Origin of the sequence: Romboutsia hominis, from assembly GCF_900002575.1 — a bacterium.
Taxonomy (GTDB): domain Bacteria; phylum Bacillota; class Clostridia; order Peptostreptococcales; family Peptostreptococcaceae; genus Romboutsia_C; species Romboutsia_C hominis.
In genome coordinates this window covers 1113193-1139147 of the sequence record NZ_LN650648.1, presented here as the reverse complement: position 1 = coordinate 1139147, position 25955 = coordinate 1113193, and the positions used below count along the sequence as shown (strand labels likewise).

Sequence of the window (25955 nt, the reverse complement as noted above, 5' to 3'; positions counted from 1 at the left end):
TTTCCCCCTATTCTAAAAGTCTTTAATTAAATTTATACCTTGATAGCTACTCATTAATTATTGTTCCTACAAAAGTTCTTTCTGTTCTAACACCTGGTTTTACTTCCCCATTTATTGAATATATCTTATTTCCATTAAGTATTAGACCTGCTCCACAAGGTGCATTAAATGGAATTTCTCCTACAGTTTTCCAGCTATCTTCTTCTGCATTATATATTAATATATTTTCATTCCAATTAAATTCCTGAGGATCTGCACCAAAATATTTTTGTCTAAAGGCTTGTAATTCTTCTCCTTTTAAGTTATCTAGATTATAAACTGCATCATCATATATTTCTTTATTAAATCCACCTATAACTAACATTTCTTCTTCATTAAGTTTCACTGAGCTTGCTCCTAATAAAGATATTTTATTATCATTTATTTTAATATCAGAAACCTTTTCCCATTTATTATTCTTTATGTTATATTTATATCCATCTGTATATGCTACTTTATCTCCACCACTAAATACATATATATCATCACCTAATATTTGAGCTACAGCTTGGTTTCTAGTTGCTTCTCCTGGCATAGGTGCTAACTCTTTAGTCTCACCTTTTTTTATGTCAAATCTATACATCTTATTACTAGGTGTTCCATTTTGCTTTCCTAAACCAACATATATATATCTATCTTTTTTAACTGCTATTCCATCGCTAAGTGTAAATGGTAAATCTCCTATGTGCTTTTCTTTAAGTTTTCCTTTTTTATTAACTGTAAATAAAGTTACATTATCAGCTTCTTTTTCATTACTACTTCCACCTATATAGTAAACCCCTTCTTTATCAGTAATTGAGCTCCCATATCCAATTTCATAATTTAGTTTTTCATGGCTAACTTGCTTCAGTCTTCCATCTTCTTCCTTTAGTACATACACATCTGGATAAAGCTTTTTAGCCCCTCCATCTAAAACTGGTTTATCTGGGAAATTTGCTCCTCCACCAGCTATTATATATTCGCCATCTTTACCCGCAAGTAAACCTGCAGTACCTATATTTTTATCTTGTCCAAATTGTGCCTCTAAGTCACCACCATGTTCCCAGAGTATTCTATCTACATCATTTCCACCTGCATTTCCAGTATAATTCATAGTACTTGCACCTAGTATAAACGTAGATGAAATTGCAATTGCCATAGCCTTTGTTAGCTTTCTCATTACTTACCTCCAATAAATAATATATTTTTAAAACTAAAAATTATAGATATAATTTGTAGAGGTATTTATTTTAGTCAAAAACTATTTATCAATTTTATATACTTTAAGATTTATATATACTGTTATTTATAAAAATGACATAACTATATTTTTAGTTTTTTTACTTTTACAATTAGATTGTACTAATAAAAAATATTCTTATCAATAAGATTTTTATATAACTTCTATATAAAATTAATTTTATGTTTAATGTAATAAATACATAAACTATAATAGAATTTTTTATGTATTTTTTAACTAAAATTTAATATTATATATATAGAAAAAGTTATGAAAATAAATATTCTCATAACTTTATATATTTAAATTTTATATACTATCTTTTTGAATATCTTAATATGACAATCCCATTGTCTGAAATATACTCATCTAAGTGTAAATCTATTTTAGGGTTATTACCCAAGAATAATGGTCTACCTTTTCCAAGTATTGTAGGTATTATTCCTATTATATATTCATCTATAATATCTGCTTTTATAAAGTTGTCTACTAATTTCCCTCCTCCAAATAAAAATATGTTCTTTCCTTCTTTTTTTCTTTCTTCTTCTATTACTTTACATATATCGCCATTTATAAAATGTATATTTTCATAATCTTCTAGCTCCTTTGATGTAGCTACATACACCTTTTTGCTTTTGTAGTCATTATGAAAATTTTGGTCATAACATTTTTTTCCCATTACTACAGTATCTACTTCACTTAGAAATTCATTAAAATCCCACTTTTTATCACTATTTAAAGAATTATCTCCATCTCCAACTATCCAGTCAAATCCTCCATCTTCACTTGCTATATATCCATCTATGCTAATTGCTAAGTTTAATATTATTTTTCTTTTCATATTTATGTCTCTCTTTCTTACTGATTTTTTTAGTTTAATTTACATTTTATCATAAAATATTTTAAATTATAAATATATTATAGTACATAGTTTCTTATATTCTATTAAAAATAGATATTATATTAAATTATCAACTTAAAATCATTAATTGTTAGTATTACTATATAAAAAGAGCACCTCTTTTTTAGAGGTGCTCTTTTTTAGCTTATATTAATTTATTTTACATAGCTAATTCAAGATATCCACTTGGGTGGAAGTAGTATATATTTGATGTATTTTTATCTACAAAGAAACCTAAGTCAGTATCATAGTCTGGGAAAAATACATATCCACTTAATCCTTTTTCTTTTAATGCACTAAAGTTATTTTCATCACCTTGGTATGTATAGTTTGCGTCTTGATTATACATTTTTAATAAATCTTTAGCTTGTTCTTGATTTAATACTTTTATAACTTCAACTTTACTTTCTTCTTTTATGTCTGGTTGTACTTTATCATTTGAAACTACTACATTTTCTTCTTGTACTTTATCATCTTCAGTTTTTTGTTTATTTTCAACTTTTGCATTTTCATTAGTAGTTGTATTTTCTTCTTTAGCTACTTGATTATTTTCTTGTTTGTTTTCTTCTTTATTTATTTTATTATCATCTTTTTTAACTTCTTCTTTATTTTCAACTTTTACTGATTCATTATGTACTTTATTATTGCTTTCATTTTTTATTACTTGTTTATCTATGTTGTTATTTTCTTCTTTATTTACTTCTTCTTTTGTATTAGTGTTTATACCTTCAACTGCTTCTACTTTAGGTTTGTTATTAGAATTTTGTGCAAATATTATGTTGTTTATTGGACTTACAAATAACATCCCTCCACATAATACTGATAATGCTGTTATAGCTCTTTTCATTTTAATCACGTCCTTTTAATTTATGTAAATTTATGTAAGTTTTTATTTTATTTCCTTCTATGTATTTATATTAACATATTAAAATTATATATAACAGTTACACGGCTGTTACTTTAGATTACAAGTTCGTAATTAAAGTAACAAGGATGTAACTTTTATATTTATACTTTTTGGGTACAACAAAAATTCGCTTTGCTTGAGCGACGTGTCGGCAAAACACTTCATGTCGCCCACGACTTCGTCTGTTGCTCAAAATATCTTTTTTTGCATTTTAATCTTATTGATATATGTTGTCTATGTAAGCTATCAACAGCTTTATGCTTAATATAAAGTACTGGTATATAAAAAAAAGATAGCATAAGCTATCTTTTTAATAAATATCTACTGTTTTAGCACTAACTACATCAATACCTGTGTCTAGTATATTTTTAACTATAACATCTCCTACACTTATTGGTGCACTTACCTTTATAGTGTCCAATTCTCTCATTATTTCAAACATCATATCTTTTGGTATAGATTCTTTTGTTTTTACTGGCAGTAGGTTTAAATATGAATTTTCAAGTCTTACAGTAGTAGTTATAACTCTTTTAGGATTAGTTAACTCTTCTACTCCATACTTTTCTCCTCTTTTACAAGTATTTCCTTCTACTTTATATCCATCATCAGTCTTAGTTACTACTAATGGACATCCCATAGGACATACTATACAAGTTATATTTGCCATATTTAAGCCTCCTTAACACTTACAGTTATATTTTCTTTTATATCTTTAAATAAATCTTTAGATAATTTTATATTTTCCATTTCAGATGGTATCATATGTTTTCTTTTCTTTTCTAATATTACTTTACCATTACTTTCTACTACTAATTTTTTGTTACTGTATATATTTCTAACTCTCATAAATAAATTTATATCTTCATCACAAGTTGTGTCTATATTTTGTGGTACTATATAAGAAATTCCTTCACTTGCTAAAGTTTTTACACTTTCATTATTTTTTAATTTATTTAATGAGTATAGAGCTGCATTTTTACCAGCTATTCTACTTTCTTTTGTAACAAAATCTACTAAGTCATGTACATGAACTACATTACCACAAGCAAATACACCATCTATATTAGTTTCCATGCTATTTCTAACTATTGGTCCACTAGTTTTACTATCTAGACTTACTCCTAAATCAACACTTAACTCATTTTCTGGTATAAGTCCTACTGATAAAAGTACTGTATCACATGGTATATATTCTTCTGTTCCTTTTATAGGCTTTCTGTTTTCATCAAGTTTTGAAAGTGTAACTCCTTTAACTCTTTCTTTTCCATGAATATAACTTATACCTGTGCTTAACATTAAAGGTATATTAAAATCATCTAAACACTGTACTATATTTCTAGTAAGCCCACTACTGTGAGGATTAACTTCTACTACTGCCTTAACTTTAGCGCCTTCTAATGTCATACGTCTTGCCATTATAAGACCAATGTCTCCTGATCCATATATAACTATTTCTTTACCTACCATATATCCTTCCATATTTGATAGCCTTTGAGCTGCTCCTGCGTTATATACTCCTGCACATCTATATCCTGGTATATCGATTGCACCTCTAGTTCTTTCTCTACATCCCATAGCAAGAACGATTGAATCTGCACTTATATTTATAAGTCCATCTTCTCCAAGTGCTTCTATAGTTTTATCTTTAGTTATATTAAGTACCATAGTATTTAGCATATAATCTATATTTTCTTCTTTTATCATTTCTATAAATCTATGAGCATACTCAGGCCCTGTTAGTTCTTCTTTAAATTCATGAAGTCCAAATCCATTGTGTATACATTGATTAAGTATTCCACCTAATTCTCTGTCTCTTTCTATTATAAGTACATCTTTTGCACCATTTTTCTTAGCTTCATAAGCTGCTCCAAGACCTGCTGGTCCTCCTCCAACAACAACAACATTATATTTCAACTAACTCACCCCTCATTTCCTTAACTTTACCTACTACCATGTTTGATTTGTCATAATCTTTTAATACATCTTCAACATTTATATTAAGTTCTCTAGCTATTATTTCTATAACTTTAGGACCACAAAAACCACCTTGGCATCTTCCCATTCCTGGTCTTACTCTTCTTTTAACTCCATCTACAGTTTTAGCTCCACATGGTGATTTTATAGCATCTATTATTTCACCTTCTGTTACCATTTCACATCTGCATATTATCTTTTTATATCTTTCATCTTTTTTTGCTATTTCTTCTTTTTCTTTGCTACTCATATGTGAAAATGGCTTATTTTTTCTTCTTATTGGGTTAAAATCTGTGTTTTTCTCTAAGTTTAATCCCTCTTCTTTTAGAATTTCTACTACATATTTTGCAATAGCTGGTGATGAGGCTAACCCAGGTGATTCTATTCCACCTACATTTATAAAGTTTTTACATTTATCTGATGCAAATATCATAAAGTCTCCTGTATTTGGTGTTGCTCTAAGTCCTGCAAAAGATGTTATTGTCTTTCTAAAATCTATATTTTCTATACTTTTTCTTGAAGCATTAACTACTTCTTCAATACCTTCTCTACTTGTAGATATATCTTCTTTGTCATCTACAACATTTGCATTTGGTCCAACTAATAAGTTTCCATGAACTGTTTGAGTTACTAATACACCTTTACCTTTTTTTGTTGGGCATTGGAATAATGTATGATTTGCTATTTTCCCTTCAGATTTATCTAGTATTTTGTACTCTCCTTTTCTAGGTATGATATAATACTCATCTCCGCCTATCATATTGTTTATTTTGTCACTGTATACTCCAGCTGCGTTTATTACATATTTTGATTTTATTATTTTGCCATTTTTTAGTTTTATATTAAATTCATCATCTATTTTATTAATATCTACTACTTCACTTTCTAATTTTAAATCTACTCCATTTGTTATAGCATTTTCCATAAGTGCTATATTTAAATTAAATGGACAAACTATACCTGCTACTTCACAAAGTAGTGCACTTACTACGTTTTTATTTACACTAGGCTCAAGTTTTAATACTTCTTCTTTGTTTAGTATTTTTAGACCTTCTACACCATTTTTTATTCCTCTATCATAAAGTTGTTGTATATGTTTTTTATCTTCTTCATCGAAAGCTAAAACTAAAGAACCATTTTGTTTAAATTCTACATTTAGCTCCTCACAAAGTTTAGGATACAACTTGTTACCTTCTACATTTAATCTTGCCTTTAAACTTCCTTCATTTGCATCATATCCACCATGTACTATAGCACTATTTGCTTTAGTAGTTCCTTGACAAACTTCAACTCCCTTTTCTAGTACTACTGTTTTTAAATTATATTTAGATAATTCACGAGCTATAGAGCTTCCCACAATTCCAGCGCCTATTATTGCTATATCATACATAACTTTCCCTCCAACTTATGTTTTTTCTAAAAAAAGACAGAGAGCCCCCTATACGTTGTATAGAAGGCTCTCTCATCTCTTAGCCAAAAATATTTAAATATTGTACTTAATAAAATTCACTTTGTTATAATTTGTAAATTATAGATATTACTTTAAAATTGTAAACATTTTCCTCGATATATTAATTATATACTATAAAATATTTTTTGTCACTAATTTTATATTAACTCTCAACTGATGCTAATTCAGATTTAAGTTCTTCATCTTCTCTTGCCCAATCAAGACTTCTTTGTACTGCTTTTTTCCATCCTTTATATAATAAGTTTCTCTTTGCATCACTCATATTAGGAGTAAACTCTTTATCTATTATCCAAGATTTTTTAATATCTTCTTTGCTATCATAAAATCCTACAGCCAATCCTGCTAGGTAAGCTGCTCCTAGCGCAGTAGTTTCTACTACCTTTGGTCTATTTATATTTGCATCTAATATATCTGACTGGAACTGCATTAAGAAATTATTTGCACTTGCTCCTCCATCTACTTTAAGCCCATTTAGCTTTAGTCCTGAATCTTCTTGCATAGCATTTAATACATCTTTAACTTGGTATGCTATTGATTCAAGTGTTGCACGAACTAAATGTGCTCTATTAGCACCACGAGTAAGTCCCATTACGCTACCTCTTGCATACATATCCCAATATGGTGCTCCAAGCCCTGCAAATGCCGGTACTACATATACTCCATTAGTATCATCTACACTTTGAGCATAAAATTCACTTTGGCTAGCATCATATAATATTCTAAGTTCATCTCTTAACCATTGTATAGATGCACCACCTATAAATATACTTCCTTCTAATGCATATTCAACTTTCCCATCTACACCCCAAGCTATTGTTGTTAATAATCCATTTTTAGATTCTACCATATTTTCTCCAGTATTCATTAACATAAAGCAACCTGTTCCATAAGTGTTTTTTGCACTTCCTTCTTCAAAACAAGTTTGCCCAAATAGTGCTGCTTGTTGGTCTCCTGCACATCCTGCTATTGGAATTTCAGCTCCTGCTAACATTTCTTTGTCTGTGTGTCCATATACACAACTAGATGGTTTTACTTCTGGTAACATACTCTTTGGTATGTTTAACATTTCAAGTATTTCATCATCCCATTTTAACTCTTTTATATTATAAAGCATAGTTCTAGCAGCATTTGAGTAATCAGTTACGTGTACCTTTCCACGAGTTAAATTCCATATTAACCAAGTATCTACTGTACCAAATAATAGATCTCCATTTTCTGCTTTTTCTCTTGCACCTTCTACATTATCAAGTATCCATTTTATTTTAGTTGCTGAAAAATATGCATCTAGTATAAGTCCTGTTTTTTCTTTTATAGTATCTTTGTATCCTTTAGCTTCTAATTCATCACATATCCCTGATGTTCTTCTACATTGCCAAACTATCGCATTGTATATTGGCTTTCCTGTATTTTTATCCCAAACTATTGTAGTTTCTCTTTGGTTAGTTATACCTATTGCACAAACTTCATCTGGTCTTATAGAATTAGTTTCTAGAACTTCTCTCATAACTCCACTTTGGCTTCCCCATATTTCCATAGGGTTATGTTCTACCCATCCTGCATTTGGATAAAATTGAGTAAATTCTTTTTGGGAAGTTGCTATTATGTTTCCACTCTTATCAAATAATATTGCTCTTGAACTTGTTGTTCCTTGATCTAGCGCCATTATATACTTTCTTTCCATACAAATCCCTCCCGGAAATTTTAAAATTTATATTTATAATTATTGTTGTATTTAATGTTTCTACTTAGATGCTTCTGTAACCTCTTCATCATCTAAATATCTTTTTACACCTTTGTCATATACAAATCCTGCAAGTAAACCACCTATAATTGGACCTACTATTGGAACTAAGAAATACATATTTTCTCCTAATGCATTAGTTCCCCATCCTGCTATCATTGCAAATAATTTTGGTCCAAGATCTCTTGATGGATTCATTGCAAATCCTGTTAATACTCCAAAACTTGCACCTATTATAGCTATTGTTAAACCTATCATAACTGGTGCTAAATTAGCATGAGGCTTGTTTGAGTTTTTAGCTTCTCCAACTGCAAGTATAACCATAACTAAAAGCATTGTTATTATTATTTCTGTAAATAAAGCTGTCATTATACTTATATCAGCATGTGGGTATGTTGAGAATATTCCCGCTGTAGCCATACCACTTGCACTTGCTCTTACTATATTATTAGCATTTTCAAAAGATATGAATAAGTTCTTAAATAAAAAGTAAACTGTAGCAGCTCCTACAAAACATCCTAGTATTTGAGCTATTATGTACGGTAAGACCTTTTTCTTTGGAAAATCCCTATACACCATTAAAACTATAGTAACTGCTGGGTTTATATGTGTACCCGACACTGCTCCTGTAACATATATTGCCATGGTAACAGCAAGGCCCCATATTATACCGATTTCCCACTGTGAAATACTAGCTCCATTTAATACAAGTGATGCAACTGATCCACAACCTATAAATATTAGTATCCAGGATCCTATAAATTCAGAGATACACTCTCCCATCAATGTTTTTTTCAACTTAATTCCCCCTTAATTTTTATAAAATCAATTTTTTGTAAAAAAACAGAGAGAGCTCATAGTAAAAAAACTATTAGCTCTCTCGTCTCCAGCCTAGTATTGATTTAATTAAATAATAATAAAAAAACTTTTTCCCGTCAATATTTTTTAAGGTTAAGTTTTTAACATTGCAGTTAAGTTTTTAACAGCCTTTTTTTAATCCTTACCATATACTTTTATCTGTAGTTGAAACTGCCATAGCACCACAAGATAATATATTTATAACTTCTTCTTTTTCATCTATAAGTCCACCACATATTATTGGTATATTAGGATAAGTTTTATTTATCCTTTTTACTATCTTTGGCATTATTCCAGGCATTATTTCTATAGCTTGAGGCTTTACTTTCCTTAAGCTTTCTATAGCATTTTCAAGTGACATTGAGTCTATAAAGAAAAACCTTTGCACAACATCTAGGTTTAGCTCTAATGCCCTTTTTACAATATTAGTTTTAGTAGTTATTATTCCATCTAATTTTACTTCTCTTTTTATATAATCAACAATAACCGGATTTGATGCTATTCCAGATATCATATCTATATGAACAAATACCTTTTTATCATATTTATGAAGATATTCGATTATTTTTTTTAAATTAAGTATATCTCCATTTAATAAAAATACAATATCACAATCTGATTTTGCTACAGCTTCTAAGTTTTCGTCATTTTTAATTGCACCTATTATAGGATTTACTTCTAAAATTTCTCTCATTTTTTCCCTCCAAATTTGTATGCGTCTATATTTATTATACATTAATAAAAAAAAGTGCAATATTAATTATTTTTTTAACAAATTTTAAAATATAAAAGAGGAACGATTCGTTCCCCTTTTATATTTAGCCCATTTAATTATTTATAGTCATTTTGATTTCGTAAATCATCCCAAAAATTTTCTACATTAACTACTTCTTTATTTATCCCTTTATAACCATCCTAATAAAATTTTTGATTAATATGTATTCGACTTTTAGTTATATTAGCTTTATATAATAAAAAAGTTGGTCTATAAATTAGCCCAACTTTTATTTATTCTTAATATTAGTATATTTTTATAAATTCTTCTAATAATGAACTAGCATTTTTAGCTGCTATTGGTAAGAATTCCTCATATGATAAATCAGCTTCTCCATTTGCTTTATCAGATATTGAACGAAGTATAACAAATGGTATATCATTTAAGTAAGCTACTTGTGCCATAGCTGCTCCTTCCATTTCTACTGCCTCTACATCTTTAAAATTATCTTTTATTTTTTTAGCAATATCTCCACCTGCTACAAATTGGTCTCCTGTAGCTACCATTCCATCTACTATATTTACACCTTTTACATTCTTAGCAGCTTCTTTTGCTTTATTTATCATATTTTTATCTGCATCAAAGAATCTTTTATTTAATCTTGATATTTCTCCAAGTGGATCTCCAAATGCTGTTGTATCAAAATCATGCTGAACTGTAGTTGTTGATATAACTACATCTCCTTGATTTAAATCTTCATTCATAGTCCCAGCAACTCCAGAATTTACAAGAGCTGATACATTAAATTTATCAACTAAAACTTGAGTACACATAGCCATGTTAACTTTTCCTACACCAGAACGAACTAACACTATATTTTTATCATGTAATGTTCCTTTATAAAACTTTATACCTGCTATAGTCGTAGTTTCTTTTATATCCATCTTTTCTTTTAATATCTCTACTTCTTCTTCCATAGCCCCTATTATCCCTAATACATTTTCATTTCCTGGTTCTGATTGTGATGTGCACCCTACCATTAAAAATATTGATAATAATATTGTTGGTAGTAAAACTAATATTTTTTTCATTTTCTAATTACTCCTTAATTTTATGTCAAAATCATTTTACAATATTATTTATATCATTATTTTCATACATTTTCAATATTTTTTTATATTTTTTATGTATTATTATGAATTTTTATATATTAAAATTAAATAAAGTTCGTTTTTCACTTTGTAATATATCTATTAGGCATTTTAATTTTTATAAAAAAATAGATATAATAAGCTATTGAAAACTTACTATATCTATACTTTTATCATATATTTTTTATGTTTTGATTATATGTACTTAAAATAACTGACTAAATATATGTGTATGTTCATTAAATATATTTATACCTATGCCTATAAGTATAATTCCACCTATAAGTTCTGCATATCCATTAAATACGTTTCCTATTTTTTTACCTATAAAAACTCCAAATAAACACATTATAAATGTTATAACACCTATAGCTATTGATACCTCTACTATGTTTATACTTAAAAAAGCAAAACTTATTCCCACTGCTAAAGCATCTATACTAGTAGCTACAGATAACACTAAAATATCCTTTGTAGATAGCTCTTCTTCAGATGTAGCAGCTAACAAAGTATCTACTTCATTTGCTTCTTTTCTTTCATCTATGAATCCTTTTATCATTTTATATCCTAAGTAACTTAATAATATAAGTGCTATCCAATGATCTATAGATTTTATGTACTTTTCAAATCCAATACCCATAACCCACCCTAAAAGTGGCATTCCACCTTGAAATATTCCAAAGAATAAGGCTATTTTTATACCTAAAGATTTTGTTAAATGTTTAATAGTCATTCCTTTTGTTACCGATACAGCAAAAGCATCCATTGAAAGTGCTAAAGCTGTAAATAATACTGCTGTAATACTCATAATTTCCTCCTAATTTTTTATTTTTGCAAAAAAATAACGAGACTCTAGGTATGCAAAATAAGCATACCTGAGTCTCGTTTTTTAAGATTAGACCAGACTATTTAGTCATTATGTTGACCTAATCACACAATACGTGCAAACTACTCCCTCAGTATGATAGGATATACATCTTATTATAATACAAATTTATATATAAATAAAGTTTTTAATCATTTAGTATATAAAAAATAGATAGACTTATTTTTATATAAGTCTATCTATTTTTAACTAAGTATATATTATTCATTTATAGGCTTTTTTAAAGCTGCTAATGCTATCATACCTACTACTGAACCTATTGTTATTGCAGCTAAGTATCCTAAAGGGTTACCAACAACTGGAACAACAAATATTCCTCCATGTGGTGCTCTTAGTGTTGCATTAAACATCATACTAAGTGCTCCTGCTGTTGCTGAACCTAATACACAAGCTGGTATAACTTTAAGTGGGTCTGCTGCTGCAAATGGTATTGCACCTTCTGTTATAAATGATAATCCCATTACATAATTAACCTTACCTGATTCTCTTTCTTCTTTTGTAAATCTATTTTTAAAGAAAGTTGTAGCAAGTGCTATTGCTAAAGGAGGTACCATACCACCTGCCATAACTGCTGCCATTATTTCAAATTGACCTGATTGTAGTGATGCTACTCCAAATACATAAGCTGCCTTGTTTATTGGTCCCCCCATGTCTATCGCCATCATACCACCAAGTATTAATCCAAGTATTAATTTAGAACTAGTTCCAAGTCCATTTAAAAAATTAGTTATACCTAAATTAAGTGCTGCTACTGGAGGTATTATTAAAAATGTCATTATAATACCCATTAAAAGTGTCCCAAATAAAGGATATAAAAGTACTGGCTTTATACCATCTAATGAATCTGGTAACACACTAAACACCTTTTTAAGTCCTACTACTAAATATCCTGCTATAAAACCTGCAAGTAGTGCTCCTAAGAAACCTGAACCACCAGTATTTGCTAGTGCTCCACCTACAAACCCTACTACTAAAGCTGGTCTATCAGCTATACTATATGCAATATATCCTGCTAGTACTGGCAACATAAATCCAAAGGCAATATCCCCTATTGATTTAAAGAATGCTGCTAGCGGTGTATTTGAACCAAAAGTCTCTGGATTTATTGAGTAATTATCAAGTAAAAATGCTAATGCTATTAGTATACCTCCACTTACTACAAATGGTAGCATGTTTGATACACCATTCATTAAGTGCTTATATACTTTTCTAAATGCACTTTCGTCGCTGCTTTCATCTTTTGTTTCTACATTTCCTTCGTGATTATATATAGGTGCATCTCCATTTTCTGCTTTAGTTATTAACTCTTCTGCTTTGTGTATTCCATCAGCAACTTTAGTTATTATAACTTTTTTTCCGTTAAATCTAGCCATATCAACTTTTTTATCTGCCGCTACTATTATAGCTGTTGCATTTTCTATTTCCTCTTTAGTTAATACGTTTTTAGCACCAGATGAACCATTAGTTTCTACCTTTATGCTAACTCCCATTTTCTCAGCTTGTTTATTTAAGCTTTCTGCTGCCATAAAAGTATGTGCTATACCTGTCGGGCAAGCTGTAACTGCTAATACTTTTGGGTATTTTGAAGTTTTTTCTTTAAATACTTCTATTTTTTCTTCTTTTTCTTCTGGGAATTTCTCTTTTTCCTTTTTATCTATTAAACTTAAAAACTCATCTTCGCTTTTAGCATTTATAAGTTTTTCTCTAAATTCTTCATCCATAAGTATTGTAGATAATCTTGATAACACCTCTAAGTGAGTGTTATTAGCTCCTTCTGGTGCTGCTATCATAAAGAATAAGTGTGATAGGCTCCCATCAAAAGATTCATAGTCTACACCATCTTTGCAAATAGCTGCAGCTAAACATGCATTTTTAACTGAACTAGTTTTAGCATGAGGTATTGCTATTCCTTCACCTATTCCTGTTGTACTTTGATTTTCACGAGCTATTATTGCTTTTTTATATTCTTCTTTATTATTTAAATTGCCACTATTATTTACTAAATCTACTAGCTTGTCTATAGCATCACTTTTATCAGTTGCTTTTAAGTTAAGGCTTATAGATTTTTTATTTATTAAATCTACTATCTTCATAGCTTATCTCCTCTCTACATTTATTTCATCTATTAAACTATATATGTGTTCTTTATCTGCTAAATCATTAGAAAATGCTGTTGCACCTCCACTAGCTGCTCCTAGTTTTAAGGCTTCTTTGTAGTCTTTTGAATTTAGATATCCAGCTATAAATCCAGCTACCATAGAATCTCCTGCACCTACTGAATTTTTAACTTTACCTTTTGCTACGTTACTTATAAAGGTTTCTCCATTTTCTGTTATAAGTAATGCTCCATCTTTCCCTCTTGATATTAATACATTTTTAGCTCCCATATCTTTTAACTTTCTAGCATAAGTTATTATTTCATCAACAGTTTCTAGTTTAACATTAAATAATTCTTCTAATTCATGGTTGTTTGGCTTTATTAAAAATGGTTTGTGCTTTAATACATTAATTAATAAATTTTTAGTTGCATCTACTACTATTTTTATATTTTTATTTTCTAGCCTTTTCATTATATTTTCATAAAAAGAAGAATCTAAAGTATTAGGTATACTTCCTGCTAATACTAATACATCGTTTTCCCTAAGGGTGTCTAATTTTTCATATAATTTATTTAAATCTTCTTCACTTATATTTGGTCCTTGACCATTTATTTCTGTTTCTTCACTGCTTTTAACCTTAACATTTATTCTTGTAAATCCATTTTTTATATTTATAAAATCTTCATTTAATCCTTTATCTTTTAATACATCTTTTATATAATTACCTGTAAACCCACTAACAAATCCTAGTGCTCTACTTTCATATCCTAGTTCTTTTAATATTAAAGATACATTTATACCTTTACCACCTGGATATACATACTCTTCTTTAGTTCTATTTACCTCTCCATTTTTTAGATTATCTAGCTTTATTACATAATCTATAGATGGATTAAGTGTAACTGTATAAATCATTTTATCACCTCATTGTGTTATCTTATATACTTATAATAAGCTAGAATACCTTTTCCTAAAAGACAAAAAATTTCTCTTAGTTAAAAGAGAAATTTATCTATTAAATATAAAGGTGTATTTTCACCTTTATTATATTAAATTTTTTTAGATTATAAATTAAATAGATTTATTTAAACATAGCTATAAATTTATCATAATTTTTAGATTCACATATACTTATAACTTTAGCTATAGAATCTATTCTTTTATATATGCTTGAAAGTAAATCTTCATAGTTTAATATACTATCTTTTTGTATACAAAGCATTACTATAAGCCTTACATCCCCTACTTCCCACTTTATGCTTTTTTTAAGTATTCCTATTGCTATAGTATTTTTATATACCTTTCCTTTAGCACCATGAGGAATAGCTACCATATTTCCAATTTCTGTTGTAGCTATCTTTTCTCTATCAATATAAGATAGTTTCATTTCTTCATCTATATAATTCTTTTTAAGTAATTTATCAGACATATAATCTATTACGTCATATTTATTATCAAAATCTAAGTCTGTAAAGAATAAATCCTTATCAAATATTTCAGATAAATTTATATTATAATAAATTTTACCTGTATCTATAAACTTTTCTATTATCATTATTTCCTTTTCATCTAAAAATGGTGATACATTTATAACAGGAATATTTTTAATATCTATAGGTACCGTAGATATTATAAAATCTACATCAAGTACTCCTATAAAATCTATTAAGTAAGAAGGAATTACTTTTAGTATTTCAATTCTTTTATCAAATTTAGCTTCAATCTTTGCCTTTATAAGCATAGATGTTCCAATGCCTGATGCACATACTATTATAGCTTTTAATACTTTTTTGTTTTCTTTATGAGAAGTTCTTTGTAATGCTCCTCCTATATGAATTGCAATATTTGCAATCTCATTTTCATCTATTTTAATATCTAAATCTTTTTCTAATGTATTTTTTGCAATAGTTGCTAGTTCAAATGCAAATGGATACTTAGCCTTTATATCGCTTGCTATTATACTTTGAGTATTTATGTTTAGTTCTTTGTTAGTATAAAAACTAAGTATATGCTTATATAAATACTTTTTAAATATATTATCATTACTTAAATCTATAGATGTAGCTAATTTTAAATTTTTAATAAACTCATCTATAGAGCTTAGTACTTTTTCTTCATATTCTTTATTGTAATTACTGTTTATTTTTTCTTGGTAGTTATTAATATATATTTTTATAAATTCTTTATAATTATTATTATCTTCTAATGATAGTGATAGTAGTATATAATTGAATATATTATTAAATTCATAATCAGTAAATATTATATGTTTTTTATGTATATTGTATAATATTTCACTTCTTATTGAAGATATATTTGAAGCTACAATGTCACTAAAAAAGTCTTCAATATTTATGTTTTTGTACTTTAAGCTACTTTCTATTATACACTTTATTATATTTTTAGTATCTCCTGAAATACTAATACCTAGCTTATGTTTTGATATAGTTTTTAAATTATAATTTTCAAGTATAACTTTAACTTCTTTTAAGTCATTTTTTATGGTAGATAGACTAACATACATTTCATCTGCTAAACTTTCTATTTTCAATGTTTTATCTTTATAAAGTAGTAGTATCTTTTTTAATATATATCCTACTCTATCTATATTAACGTTAGTTTGTTCATCATCTTTATCAATAATAGAATCTACATTTCCAACTAATATATATCCTTTTCCTCTTATAGAATCTATTTTTACATTTTCTAAAGTAGAGTTTATCTCTTTTATTTCTCCTTGAACTGTTTTTGTAGAACAATCTAGTTCATATGCTAAAGCCTTACTAGTTATAGGTTGTGTACTTTTGTTTAATATATTAATTATCTTAACTTGTCTACTGTTTAAAATATATGTCAATATCATCAATCCTTATTATAATTTTTTATCTATTATTTTATTCTACTATAAGTGTAATTATAGTTTCAAATAAAAATTTATTTTCATTTACTAAGTATTTATCATTTATTTTAAAGTAAAGTAACCTATACATAAGCATCTTTAAAGCTTATATACAGATTACTAATTAATATACATCAGACATTTCTAAATCTACTATTTTATTTATATCTTTTATACTTGAACCTTCATTTTGCATTTCATTTACTTTCAAATGTCTAGGAAGGCATATCTTAAAAGTAGAACCTTTATTTATTTCACTTTCTATTTGTATTTTTCCATCATGAATATCTATTATTTCCTTTACTATACAAAGTCCTATTCCACTACCTTCATTGTGTCTAGTATATAAGTTGTCCACTTGATAAAATCTATGAAATATATAATCAACCTTTTCTTTTGATATACCTACTCCATTATCTTTTACTTCAATAACTACATTTTCTTTTTCTTTATAAATATACACACTTATAACTCCATTTTCAGGTGTAAACTTTATAGCATTTGATAACAAATTTAATATAACTCTTTGAATTTGAAATATATCTATAGCTACTTTTACCTCTTCACATTCTGTGTCAAATACCATATCAATATTTTTTCTTCTTGCAAAATCTATACTAGACTCAAATATATCTTCTACAACACATACTATATTGCAATTTTCTAAGTTTAATTTTAACATTCCAGATTCAGCTTTAGTCATATCTATTATATTATTTGATATTTTAAGCAGTCTATAGGCATTTTTATCTACATTTTCTAGCTTACTTAATATATAATCTTTATCTAGATTTCCTTTTTCAAGACTTTTTTCTAATACTTTAGTTGTTCCTAATATTATATTTATAGGTGTTCTTAATTCATGGCTTAGATTAACTATAAAATCTGATTTTAATTTCTCTCTTTCTTTTGCTCTTTTTTGTATTTCTATTCTTTTTAATTTATCATTTCTAAATCTAATAAAAGTTATGATTATACCTATAATAATTATTATTGATATGATTTTTAAAAATATTAAAACTCCTTTCATCCATGTAGGAATTAGTAATTCAAAAGGCTCTTTATTTAAAACAACTACATCCTTTATTACAGAAAAAGGATTAATATTATACTCATATATACTGTTATAATCTACGTATGATTTTACTTTAGGTTCTGGAACGCTTTTAATATTTTCTATTTTTTCTCCACTTTTTAACTTAATTATCATCTCTCCAATTATACTACCTTGTTCTTGACCTATATCCATGCTACCCCCTAATATCCCAGCATTCATATAGGTTTGATCGTTAGAGTATATTGGTGCACTGCTATAATTTTTTATTGTGCTTATAACTTCTATAGGAGTTATATACTTTCCTGAATTCTCGTTCTGAAATTCTCCTCCTATTACATTAATAGTATCTTCTGAGTTTTTAATCTCACTTAATTCTTTTGTTATATCTTCTAAATAATTACTTTTTATATGTCTTATTTTTACTTGATCTTTTAAGTATCTATCTACTATCCTTGATACTTCCTTATAAATAGAATATCCATATCCTGATTCTTCTGTTATTATATTTATATATCTTGCTTTAGGAGTTAAGTCTTTCATTAAAATCATTAAATCTAATGTATCATCACGGTGATATATACCTGCCATATTTTCTTTTTCTTTGCTAGTTTCTTCTAAATTGTTATCTACTCCACTAAATAAAAGAGGTAATTTATAAAAATTACTATTTATATTTTTTACTTCATTTTTAAAAACTTCATAAGCTTCATCATTTACTGTATATATAACATCTATACTTCCCTTTGGGTACTTTTTACTTAACATATCTTTTAATGATTTTATATATTCTTTATTGTGATTAACTCTAAAATCTAAATATTCAACTTTAAAGTTTATATTTGACTCATTATTATTTGATATATAATTTTTAAGCCCCATTGTTATATTTGACTCCCAGTAATGTCCTTGATGATAAGAGTTTAGTACTAAAACGTTAAATGACGCATCTTTTGTACTTTTTGCATGTATTTTAGATATAAACATCTGAGTCATTAATATAACAGTTAATATGTATATTATTTTCTTAAATTTTGTCATTTATTAAATCTCCCTGTCCCAAAATATACTCAAGATTTAATAATTCTACATTATTTGTTTTTTCCCTTTATTATTTTTATTTAAAATAAATAAACCTAAGGAAATAATCCTTAGGCTATATATTAATATTTATATTTATTACATAGATAATTTAAGTATTTCTTTTATTTCTTCATGAGTAGCAGTTATTGGATTAGTTAAACCACAAGCATCTTTTAATGCATTAGCTGCTAAAGTGTCAAAATCTTTTTCTTTCACTCCAAGTTCTTTAAGTCCTGTTGGTATATCTACAGCTTTTGATAATTTTTCTATAGCATTTATACAAGCATTAGCCCCTTCTTCATCATTCATATTAGATACGTCTATGCCCATAAACTTAGCAACATCTTTTAATCTATTTGCACATACTTTAGCATTAAACTTCTCAACTCTTGGAAGTAATACTGCATTACATACTCCATGAGGTAAATCATAAAATCCACCTAATTGATGAGCTATAACATGAACATACCCTAATGATGTATTGTTAAATGCAACTCCTGCTAAATACTCAGCATATGCCATATTTTCACGAGCGATTAAATTTTGTCATCATTAACTGCGCACATTTGAGTCATATTTTTCTCTACTAAAGCCATTTTAACATGTCTTTCTTCATCTGTTATTATAGAAAATATTGTTAACTCACTACCTGTTCCTGCTGTTGTGTTTACACATATTAGTGGTAATTGAGGTAGTTTTGATTTATTAACACCTTCGTAATCTTTTATTTCTCCTCCATTAGTATGCAAGTATAGCTATTATAGATCATAAAAAGATAGTTGGGCCTATACTATCTAGTAATATTAATAAATTAAGGTTATGCTGTAATAACTTATTTAAGTCTTTGAATTTAAAAGAAGTAGGATATGAATTTATTACTCAAGGTTCATTATTTAATAGGAATTATATTAAATAATGAACTATATATTCTTAATAGCAATATTTTCTATAGATATACTTTTATTATTAAAGCTTTTATTGTTACATTTGGTAATTATATCGACTGAATAACTTTCGCTATCTTCAAAAACTAAGACGTGTTGTTGATTTAATTGTATAGTTAAAGGTTCTGTTTGGGTAATATAAATATCAAATATATTATGAATAAGCTTTATATCATTATTAGTTAATGGTCCTCTTACTATAACTTCACTTATACCAATGATATCATTGTCTCTGCTATTTGGAATCATATATTCATTCATAAACTTTCGAGATTTTTCATTATTCATTTGTTGAAATCCAATTTGCAATGGAACTCCTTCAAAAAAATTAATATAACTATTTTGCCAAGGCATAGTTCTTGTAAGCATGTTGAAAAAACATTTAAATTTTAAATGCTCAGGTTTTGTAATTTCAATACTTTTTTTATTTAATAAGTTATAAACTTCATCTATATTAACTACATCTAACATAATACAAATTAATCCTCTATGCCCATTGTTGTATAAATCTACCCATTCAGTTTTCCAACCACCTCCATTAGATCTTAAAATATTTATCAGCTCAAAATATTCATTTCCAATCCATAAGTTAGAGGCTTTGTTAATAATAATGATATAATTTTTTTCAAGATATTATCCTCCTTATCTAACTATCTTAATTACATATTTTATTTTCTAATTACATTGTAATCATAATACGTATCAAAAAGTTTGAATTTTGGAAATATATTTTAAAATTAGTATAAAACAGGAGCATCTGCTACTATTTTTTATTTAATTATTCATAGATTTAACAAACTCTTCTAAAAATTTAAAATCTATGTTTTTACCAATAATGTTGTATCTAGATACAGTGCTATAACTTAAACTTTTAGTTTTGACCAGTATTATTTCTAGTAATATACTTTCTTAAAATATGACTATTTTCACTTTTTATTAATTTGTAATTGTGATTACTTTTGAAGTAAAAAATAAGGAGGAACGATTCGTTCCTCCTTGTAGTTTTAGAATTTATAAAGTTTAATTATTTTAATTTTATTCTATTATAATCAAACATTAAGAAACTAAATTTTTCGTCTAATATTGTTCATTACAAATCCACTTTTAGGCAACGTAGGTATCCTTTCTAGGCTATAACTTAAATCCTGATTAGGTACTTCAAACTCAATCTTATTAATAAGAAAATCAATACTAGCTTTCATGATTTCAATTGTAATTTTTTCCCCTGGACAGCGATGACCTTTTGCAGGATCTCCGCCACCTTGAGGAATAAAATCAAATAAGCTCTCATTACGCTCTTTAAAACGCTCTGGTATAAATTCAAAAGGCTTCTCCCATATTCGTGAATCATGATTTGTACCATAAATATCAAGAATAACAAGCATGTCTTTTTTAAATTCGTATTTATTCCAAGCAAAATCCTTTTTTACTCTTGCCCCTAAAAATGGCCCAAATGGGTAATAGCGTCTAACTTCTTGCACAAACATTTCAAAATCTTTACTGTTACCAGACAAAAGTTTTTCTTTACACTCTGGGTACTCATATAAAGCTAAAGCCGAAAATGTAATAAATGTTGAGATTGCAACAATTGGACGTAGTATGTTGATAAGTTCCACCGCAGCAATTTTAGTATCTAGTTGACTACCATCTAGTTCTCTATGAAAAGCCATAGCATAAAGCGCTGAGCTTTCTTCAACCTTAAGCTTACCAGAACGAACATCTTCTATAACTTTCCCTATCCACTCTTCGGCTCTAGATCTAGCTATTTTACCTTTCCAATATCGTGGCCCTACTGCTCCAAGGGCATCAACCATTGCACTAAAATCCTCTGCTCTCTCTTTTACCTCAGATTCTAAGAGAGGAACCCCAGCCCAATTACATGCTGCCCAGCATAAAATATACTTTGCCTCATCAAAAAGTACAATCTCCTTATTCCCTTCCCATTTACTAATTGATGATTGCCATTTATCCATTAGAATTTTTGAAAGTTGATTTTGATGATGTGAGTCAGTCAATGACATGAAAAGATTTTTACGGTGCCTATGTGGTTCTCCATCCATAGACTGTACACCGCCTATACCAAACAATGTTTTTTGTACACGTTTTGGAGCAGCACCATTTCGCTTAAATAACTCTGAATCGTAAAAAATCCTTGCTGCTTCTTCTCCAACTATACAGATTGCTTTTTCTCCTAGCAAATGTGTCTCAAATATATCCGACTGATATTTATCAACCCTATTTTTTATAAATAGATATGCCTCCTGGGACATAGCTATAGTATGGTCAATACCTTTATCTTTTGGAACTTGTTCTTTAATTGGCATTATCTTATATACTCCTTTATATTACATGTTTTAAAAATTGCTTTGCTCTTTTATTTTTTCCATACCAATTATAAGCTATTCTACTTGTTTATAAAGATATAATAAATGATGGTGTTCTATATAGCTTATTTATCTAATATTTCTTTAAAGTAAAAAATAAGAGGAACTATTCGTTCCTCTTACTAAAATTATAATTTATATATCTTATTTTTTAATTTCACTTTTTTATTACCTAAGCTCATCTATAACAGAACCAATTATCTTGATTCCTTTTTCAATATCCTCAAAATCAAGCCTTGAAAAACCAAGTCTTAATGTATCATGTCCACTATCATCTATATAGAATACATCTCCACACATAAATATAACACCTTTTTCATAACATCTAGATAATAATTCTCTACTATTTATATTATCTAATTTTAAAAATATATGAAGTCCCCCTTCACCCATAATATAATCTGTATGTATATATTTTTTAACACATTCTAGTGCAAATTCATATTTTTCTTTATAGAACTTTTTTATTTTTTTCATATACTTTTCAAAAGAGCCATTATTTAAATAATCATACAAAATAGCTTGGTCTAAAAAAGATACATGAATATTTTTACATCTTTTAACACTTTCTAATTTATTTATAATACTCTTATCCGCTAATATCCAACCTATTCTCATACCAGGAAAAAGTACCTTTGAAAAACTTCCTATATACAATACTCCATTAGATGAACCATCAAGGGCTGCAATTGGACATATGTGAGAACCTGTATGAAGTAGTTCTTCATTAAATCCATCTTCAATTATAGGAACATTATACTTTTTCATAAGATTATAAAGTTCATATCTTTCTTTGTGTCTCATAACTATACCTGTTGGATTGTGATAAGATGGAACTACAAATGAAAGCTTAACATCATTATTTTTAAGCTCTTTTTCTAAAATCTCTAAATCCATTCCATTGTCAGTCATATCAATTCCTACTATATTTAAATCGTAAACCTTAAAAAGCTTTATGGCAGTATTATGAGTAGGATTTTCACATATAATAGTATCTCCACTTTTAGTAAATGAAGATAGTATTATATCAAGACCTTCTGTAAATCCATTAGTTATTAATATGTCTTTGTTAGAAGTATCAACGCCCTTATCCTCCATATATGAAAGTAAATAGTTAATAAGTGGTTGATATCCTTTTGCATAGCCATAGTTAAGTAGCTTATGACCTTCAAGGCTTATTCTATTTAAAAATGATTTTTTTATTTCATCAATGTCAAATAGTTCTCCTTGAGGAGATATGCTTTTAAAAGATATTAAATCTTTTTCCCAAGGTATTTCACTTTTTACTATATCAAGTTCTTCGCATAAATTTGCGTATTTATTATATTTTTCATCCCAATTTATATTCCAAGTATTTTCCTTATATACATTAGATATACTTACAAATGTTCCTTTTCCTTTTTGAGAGTGTATAACTCCTTCATCCTTTAATTCTTCAAAAGCAGATATTACTGAGTTTCTACTTACATTTAGTATTTCGCTAAGCTCTCTAGTAGAAGGTAATTTGCTTCCTTTATTAAACATTCCCTTTGATATCATATCTTTTATGTTATTTTTTATTTGTATATATATTGGTTCTTCATCATTAAAATCTATATTTGAAAATATCAAGTGTTATATCACCTCTATCTTAATAATTATTTAAAATCCTATTTAAAGTGAAAGTTATAACTAATGTAACTAGTGAAAATATTAGCCCAATCATTAAAAAAGATATTGTATATATGTTAAATTTTATAATTAAATCTAATAAAAAAATACTTTCATTTTTAAATATTGTACTAATTATAGTTAGAATTATAGATATAATGTAGCATATAACTAACCCATTTAAGCTTCCTTGTATGTCTTTTTTGCTTAATGTAATATGAGTTGAAATAAAGTAAACTAATATAAGCATTATTATATGACTAATACTAAAAATATCTTTAGTTAAAAACATACTGTCTATTATTACTTTTGTTTGTATTAATAAAATATTTATTATACTATTTATATCTATATTATTTAGGCTATTTAAATACTCTATAACATTTATATTGTTTATAAGTTCATTGTAAGTATTAGGAGTTAAAACCATCATTATTAACCATATTAAAGCTGTTCCAAATATCATAGGTGCTATTCCTATAAAAAAGTCTCCTACCCTTTGATACAAACTATTTGATTTATAAGAGTGCTTAACGTATCCAAATACTCCATCTAAAAGTGCTTTTTTAGGTCTAAATAATTTAAAATCCACTATTTTATGATTAAATATTTTTGCCATTATCATATGACTTAACTCATGTACTACCGTTCCTATATATCCTGTAACTACTAGTCCTTTAAATCCAAATGTAGATACTATAAGTCTTTCATTTATAGTTTGAATTACATTAAATATAAGGCCAAAAACTATAAAAGTACCTAAAACTGCAAATAAATTTTCAAGACTAGTTATTAAAATTTCTATCATTTACTTTTCTCCTTATTTAGTTTTTGTTTAGATAACAAATATAGGAGGAACGATTCGTTCCTCCTTGTAGTTTTAGAATTTATAAAATTTTATTAATAATTTTTAAGCTAGTGAATATTCTATTATTTTATCTATTAACTCACTATACTCTATACCTCTTGCTTTTGCACTTTGAGGTATTAAGCTAGTAGCTGTCATTCCTGGTAATGTATTAAGTTCTAAAACGTAAGGTACTCCTTCACTTATTATAACATCAACTCTTACATAAACTCTACAATTAAAAGCATCCCAACATTTTTTAGAAACTTCATTTACTTTCTCTTGTAAATCTTTATCTAAGTATACTACTTCTTCTTTTGCACCTTTTCCATCTTGTGAGTATTTAGCTTCATAGTCAAAGAATTCATTTTCTGTTTTTATAGATATTGTAGGGAATACTTCTCCATTTAATATAAATGAAGTGTATTCTTCACCTTTTATATATTTTTCTATCATGGCTTCTTTGTCATACTTTAATACTTCTTTAACTGCATCATATATTTCACTTTTATCTTTTATTAAAAATGTTGCTACACTAGAACCTCCGCTATTTGGCTTTATAAATAAAGGATAACCTATTTCTTCTATTTTATCGTAATCTATTTTATCTAAGTCTTTTACAGTAGTCCAAGGAGCTGTTGGTATGTTTCCTTCTTTTAATATTTTTTTACTCATGTTTTTATCCATACATAAACCACTAGTTAAAGGTCCACATCCTGAGTATGGTATATCCATTGCTTCAAGTATTGCTTGAACTGTTCCGTCTTCTCCAAATTCTCCATGTAATGCAAGTAGTGCAAAGTCTAATCCTTTTGCTTTTTCAAATATATCTTGTTTTGAATCTAATATTACTTCTACTACTTCATATTTATTTTTATCTATGCTACCTAGTATTCCTCTTCCTGATTTTAGTGATATTTCTCTTTCTGAAGATACACCACCCATTATAACTCCAACTTTCATCATTTTATCCATCTCCTATATGTCAATTAGTTCTTTTCTTGTTTATATTAAGATTATATGATTAAATGAACTTTATTTAAAGTACCACATATATATAAGTTTTAAGTAGTAGTGGTACCACTGTTATTTTCATATAAAAAGCCATATATAAGTATGAATATATTTCTACT

At 27.5% G+C, this 25955-nt stretch carries 22 protein-coding genes; all 22 read right to left on the bottom strand.

Features of this window, described 5'->3' with window-relative positions:
* Positions 1-46: 46 nt before the first annotated feature.
* The 22 genes from FRIFI_RS05465 to FRIFI_RS05360 all read right to left on the bottom strand — a co-directional run bounded on the left by FRIFI_RS05465 (position 47) and on the right by FRIFI_RS05360 (position 25785).
* Positions 47-1198 carry a cyclically-permuted mutarotase family protein gene (locus FRIFI_RS05465; protein WP_176579606.1) on the bottom strand — a complete coding sequence of 384 codons (1152 nt, stop codon included), beginning with the start codon at positions 1196-1198 and terminating at the stop codon, positions 47-49.
* Between the two features lie 376 nt (positions 1199-1574).
* Positions 1575-2099, bottom strand: coding sequence for a dihydrofolate reductase family protein (locus FRIFI_RS05460; RefSeq protein ID WP_166505242.1), 525 nt, complete (start codon positions 2097-2099; stop codon positions 1575-1577).
* Between the two features lie 220 nt (positions 2100-2319).
* Positions 2320-3006 (bottom strand): hypothetical protein, encoded by a 687-nt coding sequence (locus tag FRIFI_RS05455; RefSeq protein ID WP_092926302.1) that lies wholly within the window; start codon positions 3004-3006, stop codon positions 2320-2322.
* Positions 3007-3376: 370 nt separating this feature from the next.
* Complete coding sequence (locus FRIFI_RS05450) at positions 3377-3733, bottom strand: DUF1667 domain-containing protein (RefSeq protein WP_166505241.1); 357 nt, start codon at positions 3731-3733, stop codon at positions 3377-3379.
* A gap of 2 nt (positions 3734-3735) precedes the next feature.
* Positions 3736-4980 carry an NAD(P)/FAD-dependent oxidoreductase gene (locus FRIFI_RS05445; protein WP_092926306.1) on the bottom strand — a complete coding sequence of 415 codons (1245 nt, stop codon included), beginning with the start codon at positions 4978-4980 and terminating at the stop codon, positions 3736-3738.
* Positions 4970-6430: an NAD(P)/FAD-dependent oxidoreductase gene (locus tag FRIFI_RS05440; protein WP_166505240.1), complete on the bottom strand. Its 1461-nt coding sequence runs from the start codon at positions 6428-6430 to the stop codon at positions 4970-4972. Before FRIFI_RS05440 ends, FRIFI_RS05445 begins: the two co-directional genes overlap by 11 nt.
* 223 nt (positions 6431-6653) lie before the next feature.
* On the bottom strand, positions 6654-8192 hold the full coding sequence (glpK, locus tag FRIFI_RS05435; protein ID WP_166505239.1) for a glycerol kinase GlpK: 1539 nt from the start codon (positions 8190-8192) through the stop codon (positions 6654-6656).
* A 60-nt stretch (positions 8193-8252) separates the two neighbouring features.
* Positions 8253-9050, bottom strand: coding sequence for an MIP/aquaporin family protein (locus FRIFI_RS05430; RefSeq protein ID WP_166505238.1), 798 nt, complete (start codon positions 9048-9050; stop codon positions 8253-8255).
* Between the two features lie 202 nt (positions 9051-9252).
* Positions 9253-9804 carry a glycerol-3-phosphate responsive antiterminator gene (locus FRIFI_RS05425; RefSeq protein ID WP_092926313.1) on the bottom strand — a complete coding sequence of 184 codons (552 nt, stop codon included), beginning with the start codon at positions 9802-9804 and terminating at the stop codon, positions 9253-9255.
* A gap of 326 nt (positions 9805-10130) precedes the next feature.
* Positions 10131-10916, bottom strand: coding sequence for a 5'-methylthioadenosine/adenosylhomocysteine nucleosidase (locus tag FRIFI_RS05420; RefSeq protein ID WP_242977282.1), 786 nt, complete (start codon positions 10914-10916; stop codon positions 10131-10133).
* A 265-nt stretch (positions 10917-11181) separates the two neighbouring features.
* Positions 11182-11784 (bottom strand): manganese efflux pump MntP, encoded by a 603-nt coding sequence (locus tag FRIFI_RS05415; protein ID WP_092926315.1) that lies wholly within the window; start codon positions 11782-11784, stop codon positions 11182-11184.
* A 278-nt stretch (positions 11785-12062) separates the two neighbouring features.
* A complete protein-coding gene (locus tag FRIFI_RS05410) occupies positions 12063-13955 on the bottom strand; it encodes a PTS fructose transporter subunit IIABC (RefSeq protein ID WP_166505237.1) in 1893 nt (630 codons plus the stop codon).
* A gap of 3 nt (positions 13956-13958) precedes the next feature.
* A complete protein-coding gene (gene pfkB, locus FRIFI_RS05405) occupies positions 13959-14876 on the bottom strand; it encodes a 1-phosphofructokinase (RefSeq protein ID WP_166505236.1) in 918 nt (305 codons plus the stop codon).
* A 166-nt stretch (positions 14877-15042) separates the two neighbouring features.
* The gene (locus FRIFI_RS05400) at positions 15043-16824 is read right to left on the bottom strand and encodes a BglG family transcription antiterminator (protein ID WP_242977281.1); all 1782 of its coding nucleotides are present in this window, start codon (positions 16822-16824) and stop codon (positions 15043-15045) included.
* A gap of 160 nt (positions 16825-16984) precedes the next feature.
* Complete coding sequence (locus FRIFI_RS05395; RefSeq protein ID WP_166505235.1) at positions 16985-18955, bottom strand: sensor histidine kinase; 1971 nt, start codon at positions 18953-18955, stop codon at positions 16985-16987.
* A 138-nt stretch (positions 18956-19093) separates the two neighbouring features.
* Positions 19094-19519, bottom strand: a complete 426-nt coding sequence (locus FRIFI_RS05390) for a dehydroquinate synthase/iron-containing alcohol dehydrogenase family protein (protein WP_166505234.1) — start codon at positions 19517-19519, stop codon at positions 19094-19096.
* 14 nt (positions 19520-19533) lie between these two features.
* A complete protein-coding gene (locus FRIFI_RS05385) occupies positions 19534-19746 on the bottom strand; it encodes an iron-containing alcohol dehydrogenase (RefSeq protein ID WP_166505233.1) in 213 nt (70 codons plus the stop codon).
* 171 nt (positions 19747-19917) lie between these two features.
* Positions 19918-20412 carry a hypothetical protein gene (locus tag FRIFI_RS05380; protein ID WP_166505232.1) on the bottom strand — a complete coding sequence of 165 codons (495 nt, stop codon included), beginning with the start codon at positions 20410-20412 and terminating at the stop codon, positions 19918-19920.
* A 593-nt stretch (positions 20413-21005) separates the two neighbouring features.
* Positions 21006-22265 carry a cytochrome P450 gene (locus FRIFI_RS05375; protein ID WP_166505231.1) on the bottom strand — a complete coding sequence of 420 codons (1260 nt, stop codon included), beginning with the start codon at positions 22263-22265 and terminating at the stop codon, positions 21006-21008.
* A gap of 228 nt (positions 22266-22493) precedes the next feature.
* A complete protein-coding gene (pdxR, locus tag FRIFI_RS05370) occupies positions 22494-23936 on the bottom strand; it encodes a MocR-like pyridoxine biosynthesis transcription factor PdxR (RefSeq protein ID WP_166505230.1) in 1443 nt (480 codons plus the stop codon).
* Positions 23937-23955: 19 nt separating this feature from the next.
* Positions 23956-24783: a hypothetical protein gene (locus tag FRIFI_RS05365; protein ID WP_166505229.1), complete on the bottom strand. Its 828-nt coding sequence runs from the start codon at positions 24781-24783 to the stop codon at positions 23956-23958.
* A 102-nt stretch (positions 24784-24885) separates the two neighbouring features.
* On the bottom strand, positions 24886-25785 hold the full coding sequence (locus FRIFI_RS05360) for a D-alanine--D-alanine ligase (protein ID WP_166506240.1): 900 nt from the start codon (positions 25783-25785) through the stop codon (positions 24886-24888).
* Positions 25786-25955: the final 170 nt, after the last annotated feature.